At 50.3% G+C, this 13487-nt stretch carries 12 protein-coding genes; all 12 read right to left on the bottom strand.

Annotated elements, in window-relative coordinates:
* Window positions 1–3: 3 nt before the first annotated feature.
* On the bottom strand, window positions 4–696 hold the full coding sequence (gene radC / locus BKD12_RS10205) for a RadC family protein (RefSeq protein ID WP_070089212.1): 693 nt from the start codon (window positions 694–696) through the stop codon (window positions 4–6).
* 90 nt (window positions 697–786) lie between these two features.
* Window positions 787–1047, bottom strand: coding sequence for a DUF4321 domain-containing protein (locus tag BKD12_RS10210; RefSeq protein WP_070089213.1), 261 nt, complete (start codon window positions 1045–1047; stop codon window positions 787–789).
* Window positions 1048–1168: 121 nt separating this feature from the next.
* The gene (locus tag BKD12_RS10215) at window positions 1169–2776 is read right to left on the bottom strand and encodes an NAD(P)/FAD-dependent oxidoreductase (RefSeq protein ID WP_070089214.1); all 1608 of its coding nucleotides are present in this window, start codon (window positions 2774–2776) and stop codon (window positions 1169–1171) included.
* A 33-nt stretch (window positions 2777–2809) separates the two neighbouring features.
* Window positions 2810–4063 carry a BaiN/RdsA family NAD(P)/FAD-dependent oxidoreductase gene (locus BKD12_RS10220; RefSeq protein ID WP_070089215.1) on the bottom strand — a complete coding sequence of 418 codons (1254 nt, stop codon included), beginning with the start codon at window positions 4061–4063 and terminating at the stop codon, window positions 2810–2812.
* A 22-nt stretch (window positions 4064–4085) separates the two neighbouring features.
* Window positions 4086–5372, bottom strand: a complete 1287-nt coding sequence (locus tag BKD12_RS10225) for a methionine gamma-lyase family protein (protein ID WP_070089486.1) — start codon at window positions 5370–5372, stop codon at window positions 4086–4088.
* Between the two features lie 44 nt (window positions 5373–5416).
* A complete protein-coding gene (locus tag BKD12_RS10230) occupies window positions 5417–5713 on the bottom strand; it encodes a hypothetical protein (RefSeq protein WP_070089216.1) in 297 nt (98 codons plus the stop codon).
* Window positions 5714–5734: 21 nt separating this feature from the next.
* Entirely contained in the window at window positions 5735–6661 is a 927-nt protein-coding gene (gene miaA / locus BKD12_RS10235; protein WP_070089217.1) for a tRNA (adenosine(37)-N6)-dimethylallyltransferase MiaA, read from the bottom strand.
* A gap of 2 nt (window positions 6662–6663) precedes the next feature.
* Window positions 6664–8664, bottom strand: a complete 2001-nt coding sequence (gene mutL, locus BKD12_RS10240; protein WP_070089218.1) for a DNA mismatch repair endonuclease MutL — start codon at window positions 8662–8664, stop codon at window positions 6664–6666.
* Window positions 8665–8667: 3 nt separating this feature from the next.
* Window positions 8668–11316 carry a DNA mismatch repair protein MutS gene (gene mutS / locus BKD12_RS10245; protein ID WP_330385583.1) on the bottom strand — a complete coding sequence of 883 codons (2649 nt, stop codon included), beginning with the start codon at window positions 11314–11316 and terminating at the stop codon, window positions 8668–8670.
* A 93-nt stretch (window positions 11317–11409) separates the two neighbouring features.
* Window positions 11410–11826 carry a putative ABC transporter permease gene (locus tag BKD12_RS10250; protein WP_070089219.1) on the bottom strand — a complete coding sequence of 139 codons (417 nt, stop codon included), beginning with the start codon at window positions 11824–11826 and terminating at the stop codon, window positions 11410–11412.
* A gap of 71 nt (window positions 11827–11897) precedes the next feature.
* The gene (miaB, locus tag BKD12_RS10255) at window positions 11898–13340 is read right to left on the bottom strand and encodes a tRNA (N6-isopentenyl adenosine(37)-C2)-methylthiotransferase MiaB (RefSeq protein ID WP_070089220.1); all 1443 of its coding nucleotides are present in this window, start codon (window positions 13338–13340) and stop codon (window positions 11898–11900) included.
* Window positions 13306–13485, bottom strand: a complete 180-nt coding sequence (locus BKD12_RS10260) for a DUF4250 domain-containing protein (RefSeq protein ID WP_070089221.1) — start codon at window positions 13483–13485, stop codon at window positions 13306–13308. Before BKD12_RS10260 ends, miaB begins: the two co-directional genes overlap by 35 nt.
* Window positions 13486–13487 lie beyond the last annotated feature (2 nt).

Below are 13487 nucleotides of genomic sequence, written 5' to 3' on the forward strand. Positions count from 1 at the left end.
TTTCTACAAGATGCCCTCCTCCCGGAAACTGATATAACAATTATTGCCAATAATGATATGATCTAACAGCTCGATCCCGATCAATGCACCTGCATCCAGAATCCTTTTTGTTGTCAGCATATCTTCCCGGCTGGGAGTCGGATCACCGCTGGGGTGATTATGCATAAGCACAATAGACACTGCATCCTTCTGCAGTGCTTCAATAAAAAGTTCTCTTGGTGTGATCAGGGAGGAATTTACTGTTCCTTTGGAGATATTTGTCTCCCCGATCAGTCTTGCCTTGGAATTCAGCATTAAAAGTTTCATGACCTCCTGCTTTTCGTGCCGGAGGTCTTCCATATAATATCGGGCAATGGTTTCAGGCTGTGAAAAAGAAAGCATCTCGCTGTAAGACGCCTTGGAAAGCCGTCTGGCCAGTTCCAGAATACAGGATATCTGTACTGCCTTGACTCTTCCGATTCCCTTGATCTTTCGTAGCCGTTCCAGACTGAACTGATGAAGTCCAAGTATCCCTTTATCCTCCGCACCGTATAAGATGCGCCTGGCCAGAGATACTGCATTTTCTCCCCGGCTGCCTGTCCGCAGAAGTACAGCAAGAAGCTCAACATCTGTCAGTTTTTCTGCCCCCATTTTTTCACACTTTTCATAAGGCCGTTCCGCTTCCGGCATTTCTTTCATGGTATTTGGCTGATTCATTTTCTCTTTAGATTCGTGCGGCATTTCCGCATAGAAGGATGAACTCATCATATAATCATTACAGTTATCTGACAAGTTCATCATATTTTATTATAAGAAGCGATAGATTAAAATCGAAAGAATCACGCCAATAATACTTGCGATTGTTATCTTGATCGATAGACCAAACGTAACGACCAGGACACCTAAATTCAGCACGATAGGCTCGTCCAGCCCAAAGGACTGGCCGTAAGCGAGCCAGTCAAGCGAAGGAACTCCTTCTGCCAGCATCCCGATAAATCCCCCAAGTACAATTCCTGCCAGAAGCAGCAGAAATAAAGCCCAGGCGTTTTTACTTCCTGTTCCCTTCATATGTACTCCTCCTCAATCCAGCTGTCTAACTCTAACTCAAAACTCACTACATTTTATCATATTTCGGAAAATGTGTATAGGGTAATCCCATTAAATATTTCTTAAACCTCTCCGGGGCCTGTCAAAAAAAGTAGTTTCCTGCGATGGCTTCCGCCACCTTCAGGCCGTCCATTGCAGCAGAAGTAATGCCGCCGGCATAACCGGCGCCCTCTCCGCAAGGGTATAGCCCCCGAACACTGCTTTGGAATGTTTCATCCCGGGGAATGCGTACCGGAGAGGAAGTCCGGCTCTCTACTCCGGAGAGAACGGCGTCGCCTCTGGCATATCCTTTTAGCTTTTTGTCAAATTCGCGGATCCCCATCTCCAGGGCGTCCCCGATTTCCTCCGGGAAAATGCTGCGCACGTTGCTCCAGGCATAGGCTCCCTTGATCAGCGGTGTCACTGCTCCCGGTCCGGCGGAGGGCTGATTTTTGCAGAAATCCTCATAGAGCTGTACCGGGATCTTTCCCCGGCCGGCCTTAAATGCCGCTTCTTCCAGTCTGCGTTGGAACTCCATCCCGGCCAGAGGAGAATCACTGCCAAAGTCTGCAGGATCTACCGTCACTACCACTGCACTGTTGGCATTTTTCCCGTCTCTTGCGTGATAGCTCATACCGTTGACCGCGATCCGCCCCTCTTCTGATGAGGCATTGACCACATAGCCGCCCGGGCACATGCAGAAGGTATAGACGCCTCTGCCGGAGGGAAGATTTGCAGTCAATTTATATGCAGCAGCTCCAAGCCCTTCCACCGATTCTTTGCCGTACTGAGACAGATTGACCATGGACTGCGGATGCTCAATACGCACGCCTGTGGCAAAGGCTTTGGCATGCATAGGGACTCCTTGCTCCATCAGCATGGAAAAAGTGTCTCTGGCACTGTGTCCCACGGCAAGGACTGCGATCCTTGCTGCAATTTCTTCGCTCTTTCCGGTCCGGGGATCCGTGACCACAAGACCCAGAAGTTCCTGAGAAGAAGAAAGCTTAAGGTCTGTCACCTGGCTGTGAAAGCGGATTTCTCCGCCCCACGCCAGAATCTGCCTGCGCATATTTTTTACGACCTCCACCAGGACATCCGTTCCGATGTGGGGCTTATTCTGATAAAGGATTTCTTTTGGCGCGCCGAATTTTACAAAGGTTTCCAGCACATAGCGTCCTCTTCCTGCCGAGTCATGGACCATCGTGTTCAGCTTTCCATCGGAAAAGGTTCCGGCCCCGCCCTCTCCGAACTGTACATTGGAAGAGGGATTTAAGATGCCGGTCTCCCAGAAACGGTCTACATCCTCCAGGCGTTCTTCCACAGAGGCACCTCTTTCCAGGAGAAGAGGCTGATACCCGAGCTTTGCAAGCTCCAGTCCGCAGAAGAGTCCGGCCGGGCCCGTGCCGATGACCACCGGTCGTTCCGATAAACGGCTGCTTCCGGAGACATGGATCTGGTAAGGGTGCTCGGGGTCCAGGAACAAAAGATCCTTCCGACCTCGTTTCCCTTTCAGAGATTTCTCTCTTTTGACGGTGGCATCTATGGTATAGACATAGAAAAGCTCCGGCTTTTTCCGGGCGTCAACAGATTGTTTGCGGATCACATAAGAAAGAAGCGCATCCTCTTTGATGCCAAGCTTTTTTATAAGCCTGGCGGTAAGATCCGCTTCCGTATGATGGATTGGTAATTTTAATTGTTGTACTCGAACCATGCGATACTCTCTTTCATGTGTAATATTCCCTGGCTACAGAACAGCGGATCTTCCGGCAAGCCTTCCAGTTGTTATGGCCCAGCAGATGTTATATCCGCCGCAGATCCCATCTGCATCTGTCAGTTCACCGGCAAGATAGAGACCTTTCCGAAGTCTGGATTCCATTGTATCAGGATCGATCTCTGCTGTGGAGACACCTCCTGCACAGACCTGGGCGCTTTCAAAGCCATTGGTGTCTGTGACGGTAAGGCGTGTATGTTTGCAGGCTGATACCAGCTTATCTAAATGATAGTGTTCCAGATCAGGAACACGTATACGCCCTGAAAGTCCGGCCTGCTTTAACAGCGGTACGATCAGCTTGTCCGGGAAAAATCCAAGCAGAAATTCTTCCAGCGTAAGCCTGGGACTTCTTAAAAGCGCTTCCGTGCGTTTCCGGAACAGTGAAAGAAGCTCCCTGTCAGAAAGTTCCGGTACGAAATCTATAGATAGCCGCACCTGTTTTCGCTCATGCAGTCCTTTTGCCGCATAGCGGCTGACCTGAAAGACCGGAATACCGGAGATGCCATAGGAGGTCAGCTGCAGTTCGCCGCTGTCTTCGGAACACACTTTCCCATCCACATAGACCGATACCTTTCCGTCTGTACGGACGCCGGAGGCTTTCGCAAAGGGAGAATCTTCCACTTTCAGCTGGACAAGTGCCGGAACCACCGGGACTATGGTGTGGCCAAAGGATTTTGCCAGATCATAGCCGGTGCCGTCGGAGCCCTGTACAGGAGCTGCTTTTCCGCCGCAGGCAAGGATCACCCGGTCTGCGTTGCAGATCTTTTTCTGGGACTGGCAGGTCTTTGATCCTGCATGGATCTGAAACCCGGTGCCTTTGGGGATGATCTTTGTAATATGTGTATCCAGACAGATCTCCACTCCCAGTTCTTTTAAACGTCTTGTCATAACCCTTAAGACTGAGGAGGCCTGGCCGGAACGGGGATAGAGATAGTTTCCCTTTGCCCGGACAGGAAGGCCCAGATCCTCGAAAAACCGGACCGTGTCCTGCCAGCTGGTCTTTTGGATGACGGCCTGAATAAACCTGGGGTCCTCACTCCGGTAACAGTCCGGGGTCAGATGGGTATTAGCCAGGTTGCAGTGCCCGTTGCCGGTCACAAGGATCTTCTTCCCCAGCTGGGATTTGTGTTCCAGTATGGTGATCCGGGCGGACGGATCCTGTTCGGCAGCGGCAATAGCAGCCGCCATACCGGAAACGCCGCCTCCGATGATAGCAATATGCTTCATATTCTCTCTCCTTTTGCAGGATTTATAAAGTCACGATTCCGTCCCGTACCAGATACTCCAATGACATCAGGATTCCCAGCTTGGCGTGCGGCCAGGTGAGCCCGCCCTGGAAATAAACGGCATAGGGAGGTTTGATGGGACCGTCGGCGCTCAGCTCTATGGAGGAACCCTGGACGAAGGCACCGGCCGCCATGATCACATCACTGTCATAGCCGGGCATGGCCCATGGCTCCGGCGTTACATAGGAGTCCACCGGCGCCGCGGCCTGAATACCTTTGCAGAAGGCGATGACGCCCTCAGGCTTTCCAAAGGTCACAGCCTGGATGATGTCGTGACGGTCCTCCTGTCCGTCCGGGATTACCGGAAACTGAAGTTTTTCATAGATATTGGCGGCAAAGATGGCGCCCTTTAATGCCGACGCGGTCACCGTGGGGGCAAGGAAAAGCCCCTGGTAAAAGGACTGCATGATGCCAAGGGATGCGCCGACTTCTTTGCCAAGCCCCGGTGAAGTCAGACGGTAGCTGCAGTTTTCGATCAGATCCTTTCGTCCGGCGATATAGCCGCCGATGGGGGCAAGGCCGCCGCCTGGATTCTTGATCAGAGACCCCACCACCAGGTCGGCTCCTAAGTCGCTGGGCTCGATCGTCTCTACAAATTCTCCGTAACAGTTATCTACCATCACGATCACATCAGGCTTGATGCGTTTTACAAAGGAGATTAGCTCGCCGATCTGTGAAACGGAAAAGCTGGGCCTGGTCTGGTAGCCCTTGGAGCGCTGGATGGTAATGAGTTTTGTTTTATCGTGGATCGCCTTTTTGATATTATCGTAATCAAAGCTTCCGTCAGGCAGAAGATCTACCTGGGAATAGGTGATGCCGTACTCCGCAAGTGATCCGTTGGAAGGCCGGATACCGATGACCTCTTCCAGGGTATCATATGGCTTTCCAACTGGAGACAAAAGCTCGTCTCCCGGGCGTAGGTTTGCGGCGAGAGCCAGGGACAAAGCGTGGGTCCCGCAGGTAATCTGAGGCCGTACCAGGGCGTCTTCTGTGTGGAAAACAGAGGCATAGACCTTTTCCAGCGTATCCCTGCCAAGATCATCGTAGCCATAGCCGCTGGCATACTGAAAACAGGCCTCGCTGACCCGGTTTTCCTGCATGGCGCGGATCACCTTCAGCTGGTTATACTCAGCTGTTTCATCAATAGCACGAAACCGCTCCTTTAGCCCGGCCTCAATCTGATTTCCAAAATCCAATACTGATTTGCGGATTCCTATTTCTCTGTAAATAGATTCTTTTTCTGTTGACATATCAAATGACATATCTGATTATTCCTCTCTTTTCTTGTTACTTGCTAAAATGCATCCATGATCATGGTCTTAAGTGCGGCGCATTTTGCGTCGAATTCCGGATTCAGAGACGGAATCTCGACAATCACATCTGCCGCCTCCCGGAATTTTTTCATATCGTAAAGAAGCGACGCCCGGTTCAGCTCGTAAAGCGCCCGTTCTCCTTCGGTCCGTATCAGCGGTTTTAAGCGCTGAAGCTCCCGGTAGGTGACCGGTGCGTTGTGGCTGCAGGCATACACCTCCATCAGTGTGTTCATCCGTTTCAGAAATCTGGAACCCCCGAATAATCTTTGAAACAACATAATACTCCCTCCATTTATTTATCAAATGTGCTTCAGCATAAATGCCAGCATCTTTTCTTCATCATAATCAAAATCAGGTTTGTCTACCCAGATTACATCCTTCTCCCTCTTAAACCAGGTGATCTGGCGTTTTGCAAAATGTCTTGTGTCCCGCTTGATACGGTAGATGGCGTCATCAAGGCTTAAGACTCCGTCCAGATAGGCAAGAATCTCTTTGTATCCCAGCCCCTGCATGGATACCATGCTGCTGGTACAGCCCATGTCCTTTAATGCCTGCACCTCATCTACAAGGCCGGCTTCTATCATCAGGTCTACCCGGCGGTCGATCTGACGGTAAAGCTTCTGACGGTCGTCGTTTAATACAAAATAAGATGCGTCATAGGGAGACTCCTTCTGACGCTCCTGTTCGTTGTGGCGGGAAATCAGATCTCCCGTCTGGTGATGGTATTCCAGCGCCCGGATCACCCGCTTGATATTATGCGGGTGGATGTCTTTTGCCGCCTTAGGATCCACAGCCGCAAGCCTTTCATGGAGTGCTTCTGCTCCGGATCTTTCGGCAAAATCCTCAAGCTCTTTCCGGTATGCGTCATCGCCGCTTTCCTTGGTAAAATCAATGTCATAGAGCACTGCCTGGATATAGAAACCAGTGCCTCCGGTAAGGATGGGGATATGCCCTCTGTCATAAATACCCGTCATGGCTTCTTTTGCCATCTGTTGGAACTTCACAACATGAAATTCTTCGGAAGGTTCCAGCACATCGATCAGATGATGGGGGACGCCTTCCATTTCTTCCGGTCGGATCTTGGCTGATCCGATATCCATATGCCGGTACACCTGCATAGAATCTGCAGAAATGATCTCGCCGCCAATGGCTTTTGCAAGGCGTATGGACATTTTTGTTTTGCCCACGGCCGTAGGCCCGGCCAGGACAACAAATGGTTTCTTCATAGCTACACGATCCTTTTAAATTTCTTTTCCAGTTCCCGTTTGCTCATGGCAATGATGGTCGGTCTGCCATGGGGGCAATGATAGGGGTTTTTAAGGGTCAGAAGCTCACCGATCAGGGTATCGACTTCGGCCGCCGACAGCTTCATCTTTCCCTTGACTGCTGCTTTACAGGACATAGAGGCAACCTTTTCATCGATGAGATCAGCAGACAGATTCCGACTGACTTCATCAGACAGGGAATCCAGCATCTGCATCAGCAGCTCTTTTTTGGCAATACTGAACAGATTGTCCGGAACTGCCCGGACCGCAAAGGAATCCTGCCCGAATTCTTCAAATTCAAATCCGATCCTGGTGAACCGGTCCATATATTCACGAAGGAGGGCGGCCTCCTGCATCCCCAGGTCCAGGATGATGGGCGGACTGATCATCTGAGAGGTATACTCTCTGGTCTTCATGCTTTTTAACGTCCGCTCATAAAGCACCCGCTCGTGGGCGGCATGCTGGTCGATGATATATAAGTTATCCTGGAACTGTACCATCCAGTAGGTGTCAAACACCTGGCCGATCAGCTTATACTCGGCCTTTACTTCCCGGTCCAGAAATTTTTCTTCAAAAAGATCCAGCTGCTTTGTTTCCGTGGCAGGCCCGGCCTGTGCCTTTTCCTGTTCTTTTCTGGCCGTAACAGCTGTTTCGCGGATACGGTCTGCCTGAAGCTTTTGCCGGTAAATCTGTGACTGTCCGTCCACCTCCGCCTGAGAGCCCCGGTCATGATATGCCCTGACCCGCTCCCGCATCTTTGCCATGAAATAGTCAAGATCCCGCTCCTCTTTTGGAGGAATCGCTTCTTTTTTAGGCATTGAAGCCTGGACAGGAGAATTGTTCTCCATTTTTTCCCGGGAAGGAACAGCCGGGGAAGGCACGGGCGTGGAAGACATGGACGTGGAAACCGGAGCAGGCGCAGCCGGGACCTTTTTGGGGACAGCCGGCTCATCAAGCTCTACCTGAGGGATCAGTTCTTCGGCGTGAAGCCCCTTATCCACTGCTTCGTATATGGCATTATAGACTGCCTGCTGGTTCTGGAACCGGATCTCCATTTTTGCCGGATGGACATTCACATCCACCTCTTCTCCCGCCATGGTGATCATAAGGACCACAAAGGGATACTTATGCTGCATGGTAAAATCCTTGTAGGCGTCTTCAATAGCCTTCGATACAATATGATTTTTAACATATCTGCCGTTGATAAAATAGTTTTCAAAGTTCCGGTTTCCGCGGGAGATGATCGGCTTTCCGAGAAAACCGGTGATCTGTATCCCTTCCGCCTGGAAGCGGACCTCCAGCAGGTTGGACGCAATCTCCCGGCCGTAAACATGATAGATCACATCTCTTAAATTTCCATTCCCGGAGGTGTGGATCCTGGACTGGTGATTATTAATGAACTGGAACGAAATCTCCGGATGCGACAGAGCCATGCGGGTCATAAGATCGCTTACGTGGCTGGCCTCTGTCATAGGCGTCTTTAAAAATTTCCGTCGCGCCGGTGTGTTATAGAAAAGCTGACGGATGATAAAGGTGGTGCCGTCCTTTGCACCCGTCTCCTCCAGATCCTCCTCTTTTCCACCGCTGATCCGGTAGCGTGTCCCAAAGGTCTCTTCCTGAGTCTTTGTGATCATTTCCACCTGGGAGACGGCAGCGATACTTGAGAGCGCTTCTCCACGGAATCCCAGGGAATGGATATGTAGCAAGTCATCCACCGAGCGGATCTTGCTGGTAGAATGTCGTAAGAAAGCAGACGGAACCTCTTCTTTTGGAATCCCACAGCCGTTGTCGGCAATGCGGATATAGGAGATTCCACCCTCCTCGATCTCTACGGTGACGGCGGTGGCTCCCGCGTCGATGGCGTTTTCGGACAGCTCCTTTACGATGGATGCCGGGCGTTCCACTACCTCTCCCGCTGCGATCTTGTCTATGGTGACAGGATCCAGTATCTGTATTTTACTCATAACTTACCACCTGTTTTTTAATTTATTCTGTAACTGGTATAAAGTGTTCAACGCGTCAATCGGTGTCAGGTTGGCAAGATCCAGCTGCTCGATCTCTTCGATCACGTCGTCATCTTTCACAGTGTCAAACAAAGACATCTGAGCCAGATCCACCTCATCATAATGCTTTGTCTTAAGCTTTGGCTTTTCCGTACCCTGTGCGGCAATGTCCTTGATCCGGGTGGTGATATCCGCCTGGACCAGCTCTTCTACAATCTCCTTGGCACGGTTAGTGACGGATTCCGGTACGCCGGCAAGCCTTGCCACCTGGATGCCGTAGCTCTTATCAGCGCCTCCCTTTACGATCTTGCGCAGGAAAATGATGTCGTCTCCCTTTTCCTTAACGGCAATGCAGTAGTTATTTACATTGCTGATCTTGCCCTCCAGCTCCGTCAGCTCATGATAATGGGTGGCAAACAGGGTTTTGGCTCCCAAAAGCTTACTGTTGCTGATATGCTCGATCACGGCCCAGGCGATGCTCAAGCCGTCAAAAGTGCTGGTCCCTCTTCCAATCTCATCCAGGATCAGAAGGCTTTTGCTGGTGGCATTGCGCAGAATGTTGGCCACCTCCGTCATCTCCACCATAAAGGTACTCTGGCCGCTGGCCAGGTCATCAGAGGCTCCGACTCTGGTAAAGATCCGGTCCACCAGGCCGATGTTGGCGCTGGAAGCCGGCACAAAGGAGCCAATCTGGGCCATCAGCACGATCAGTGCGCTCTGGCGCATATATGTAGATTTTCCCGCCATATTAGGACCGGTAATAACAGAGATCCTGTTTTTGCGGTCATCCAGGTAGGTGTCATTGGAAATAAACATATCCGACGGGATCATTTTTTCCACTACCGGGTGGCGTCCGTCTTTGATGTCGATCACGCCCTTTTCGTTGATCCTGGGGCGTACATACCGGTTCCGCTCCGCTACCAGAGCCAGGGAAGCTAAGGCGTCGATCTTTGCCACAGCCTTGGCCGTTGTCTGTATCCTTAAGACTTCTGCGGCGATGGTGTCACGCACGTCGCAGTATAATTGATATTCCAGTGCGTAGAGCTTGTCCTCCGCACCGAGGATCGTATCTTCCAGCTCCTTGAGCCTGGGGATGATATAACGTTCCGCATTGGCCAGCGTCTGCTTTCGGGTGTAGTATTCCGGAACCAGATTCTTGAAGGAGTTGGTTACCTCCAGATAATAGCCGAATACTTTATTATAGCGGATCCTTAAGTTTTTGATGCCTGTTTTTTCCCTCTCCTCTTCCTCCAGCTTTGCAAGCCATTCTTTTCCGTTTGATTTAGCCTGCCTTAACCGGTCTACCTCTTCATGATATCCATCCCGGATGATGCCGCCTTCTTTCATTGCAATCGGCGGATCCTCATTTATGGCTTGTCCGATCAGAGTGCACAGGTCCTCCAGAGGATCCAGATCCTGACATAATTCCTGTAAAAGTCCGGAGGACATATCCTGAAGGATACATTTGATATGCGGGAGCATGGAAAGGGATTTTTCAAATGCGATCAGATCCCTTGGGTTGGCGGAATGATAGGTGATCTTGCACATCAGCCGCTCCAGGTCGTAGACCGAAGAAAGATACTCCCGGATCTCTTCCCGGGAAATGGCCTGCTCCTTGAACTCCTCTACCGCGTCAAGGCGCTCTTCGATTTCTTTTTTTGTGATCAGAGGCTGCTCGATGCATTTGCGCAGTGTACGGGCGCCCATGGCCGTTTTTGTTTTATCAAGAACCCACAGAAGAGACCCTCTTTTCTGTTTTTCTCTGAGTGTCTCGCAAAGTTCCAGATTTCTGCGCGTAGAGCTGTCCAGGAGCATATATCTTCCGCTGTTATAAACGGTCAGATTGGTGATATGGGACAGATCCTGCTTCTGGGTTTCCAGCAGATATTTCAGCAGCGCTCCGGAAGCGATCACACCGCAGTCATAGTCGGAAAGCCCCAGTCCTTCCAGTGCACTGACATGAAAATGGTCTTTCAGAGTCTGTCCGCAGATCGCGTCATCAAAATACCAGGCATCCAGGGTATAGATGGTGATGCCAAGCTTCTCCTTTAAAAGGTCAAGGTCCATGCCGCTCATATAAAAAGCCTCATTGCATATCAGCTCTGAGGGCATGTACCGGTAAATCTCATCGAATAATTTTTCGCTGTCGCTGATCTCGCTTACAAAGTAGTCCCCGGTTGTAACATCCGCTACTGACAGCCCGTAGCGGTCCGCAATGTAAACGATGCACATGATGTACTGGTTTCTGGTTTCATCCAGAGCCTGTGTATCCAGATTGGTTCCCGGCGTAACGATACGCACGACCTCACGCTTCACAAGCCCTTTTGCGGTAGCAGGATCCTCCATCTGTTCACAGATAGCCACTTTATAGCCCTTGGAGACAAGGCGGTTCAGATAGCCGTCCACTGCATGATAGGGAACGCCGCACATGGGGGCCCGCTCTTCAAGTCCGCAGTTTTTTCCGGTCAGAGTAATCTCCAGTTCTTTGGACGCTGTCAGGGCGTCGTCAAAAAACATTTCGTAGAAATCGCCTAATCTATAAAACAGGATGCAGTCCGGATATTCTTTTTTTGTGTCTACATATTGCTGCATCATGGGTGTTAATTCTGCCAATTTTATTCTCCTCTTCTGTAACTGATATCATCCTAATATTATAGCATTTCCGGTGCGAATAAGAAAGAGAGAATTTCTCAATTTCCTCCTCCGCTAAAGGAAATGAAGGGTGGGACGAATCTCTCCGTAGAGCCAGTGGGCCAGATATCCTCCAAGACAGATCCCGCAGGCGCACAGGCCCGAAAATATGATGGCAAAAGGGAGACAGATCTGTCCGAAAAGCTGCAGGGGCTGGTCGGTATAATCCCAGATGTACAGCCCCAACCATTTGTTTACGATGATTCCGGTGATAAACTCCAAAGAGACAACAAAGAGGGTACATCTCAGGATCTGTACCCACATAGGATCCTCCCATTTTACCATCTGCCCCTGCCGCGTACAGAACAAAAGGCTGATACCGCCAAGCACAAACATAGACCAGTGGGAAAAGCCGCGGAACAGGATTTCAAAACTGTAATACAGGCAGCCTCCAAGAGTCCATAGAAACAAGTATTCACTGATTTTTTTCATGAAAAACGCCCTCACTATCTTGATACATTCATAGTGTGAGCGTTTTCAGGGCAAAATATAGATGGCAGATATTACATGCCGGGTTCTCCCAGATAATAGAAGCCTTTACATTCTGTCAGATGTACAGGCAGGAGCTTTCCGATCAGGGAAGCATCTCCATGAAAATGCACCAGAAGATTGTTGCTCAGTCTTCCGGTGACCATGGACGGATCATGATCACAGATAGACTCTACCAGGACCTCCTGGGTAGTGCCCTCGTGGACAGAGCATACCTCAGCGGCGATATTCTGTACCTCTGTGAGCAGCCGCTGGAACCGGTCTTTGATCATTTCTTCCGGAACCTGGTCTTTCATCTTAGCTGCAGGCGTCCCCGTCCTTTTGGAGTAGATAAATGTAAATGCGCTGTCGTAGCGTACCTTTCTTACGATATCAAGGGTTTCCTGAAAGTCTTCTTCCGTCTCGCCGGGAAAACCTACGATAATGTCTGTAGTAAGAGAAATGCCCGGGACGGCTTTTCGGATCTTTTCCACCAGCTCAAGGTACTGCTCTTTCGTATACCGGCGGTTCATCTGTTTCAGGACCCGGCTGCTCCCCGACTGTACCGGGAGATGCAGATGCCGGCAGATTTTGCTGGAGCGGCTCATAACTTCAATAAGCTCGTCGGACAGATCTTTGGGGTGAGAGGTCATGAAACGGATCCTTTTGATGCCTTCAATCTTCTCAATCTCTGTCAGAAGCTGGGCAAAGGTCATGGGTTCATCCAGAGTCTTTCCGTAAGAATTGACATTTTGTCCCAGCAGCATGATCTCTACCACACCGTCTTTGGCCAGACGCCTGATCTCATCCAGAATAGCCTGAGGTTCGCGGCTCCTTTCCCGTCCCCTTACATAAGGAACGATACAGTAGCTGCAGAAGTTGTTGCATCCAAACATAATGTTTACTCCGGATTTGAACGCATATTTCCGCTGGTTCGGCAGATTTTCCACGATCTGGTCCGTGCCTTCCCAAATGTCGATCACAGGTTTATCAGTGGCAAATCTTTCTGCGATCAGCTCGGCGAATTTAAAGATGTTGTGCGTGCCGAAGATGATGTCCACAAAAGGATAGCTTTTCTTCAGCTTTTCGATCACCTCCGGTTCCTGCATCATACATCCGCAAAGGCCGATCATCATATGGGGATTTTTTTTCTTGCGGGGCTTGAGCTGGCCTAACCGCCCGTAGACCCGGGTGTTTGCATTTTCCCGGACAGTACAGGTATTGTAGATCACAAAATCCGCCTGATCCTCCTCTGCCTCCAGATACCCGATCTCTCTTAGGATTCCCCGCAGCTTTTCCGAGTCTCTGGCATTCATCTGACAGCCAAAGGTTGTAACACAAAAAGTCAGAGGCCGTCCGATACGGCTGGAGAGCTCCTGTACATAAAGCCTGGCCTTTTCTATGTAGTAATACTGCCGGCTGGTTTCATCCTCCGGCAGTGCATCAGACAAATTGATGTCCTGATTCATCATATTCATATCCAATTCCTTTCAGTTTATTTGTGATTTCATCTTTGTCCGCCTGCATATCTTCACACAGGTCGTCCAGTGTAAGGTACCGGTCCCTGAGTTTGGTGTTTACTACACTGAGCAAAAGGACCGGATCTTTGGGAAGTCCGATCATGG

Origin of the sequence: Merdimonas faecis (assembly GCF_001754075.1) — a bacterium.
In the GTDB taxonomy this organism is placed as follows: Bacteria; Bacillota; Clostridia; order Lachnospirales; family Lachnospiraceae; genus Merdimonas; species Merdimonas faecis.

Bases quoted from the DNA above. Each gene is read 5' to 3' on its own strand.
- BKD12_RS10220 (WP_070089215.1), bottom strand. From the start codon at position 4,063: ATGAAGCATATTGCTATCATCGGAGGCGGCGTTTCCGGTATGGCGGCT.
- miaB (WP_070089220.1), bottom strand. From the start codon at position 13,340: ATGAATATGATGAATCAGGACATCAATTTGTCTGATGCACTGCCGGAG.
- BKD12_RS10230 (WP_070089216.1), bottom strand. From the start codon at position 5,713: ATGTTGTTTCAAAGATTATTCGGGGGTTCCAGATTTCTGAAACGGATG.
- miaA (WP_070089217.1), bottom strand. From the start codon at position 6,661: ATGAAGAAACCATTTGTTGTCCTGGCCGGGCCTACGGCCGTGGGCAAA.
- BKD12_RS10215 (WP_070089214.1), bottom strand. From the start codon at position 2,776: ATGGTTCGAGTACAACAATTAAAATTACCAATCCATCATACGGAAGCG.
- radC (WP_070089212.1), bottom strand. From the start codon at position 696: ATGAATCAGCCAAATACCATGAAAGAAATGCCGGAAGCGGAACGGCCT.
- BKD12_RS10250 (WP_070089219.1), bottom strand. From the start codon at position 11,826: ATGAAAAAAATCAGTGAATACTTGTTTCTATGGACTCTTGGAGGCTGC.
- BKD12_RS10260 (WP_070089221.1), bottom strand. From the start codon at position 13,485: ATGATCGGACTTCCCAAAGATCCGGTCCTTTTGCTCAGTGTAGTAAAC.
- BKD12_RS10225 (WP_070089486.1), bottom strand. From the start codon at position 5,372: ATGTCAACAGAAAAAGAATCTATTTACAGAGAAATAGGAATCCGCAAA.
- BKD12_RS10210 (WP_070089213.1), bottom strand. From the start codon at position 1,047: ATGAAGGGAACAGGAAGTAAAAACGCCTGGGCTTTATTTCTGCTGCTT.
- mutL (WP_070089218.1), bottom strand. From the start codon at position 8,664: ATGAGTAAAATACAGATACTGGATCCTGTCACCATAGACAAGATCGCA.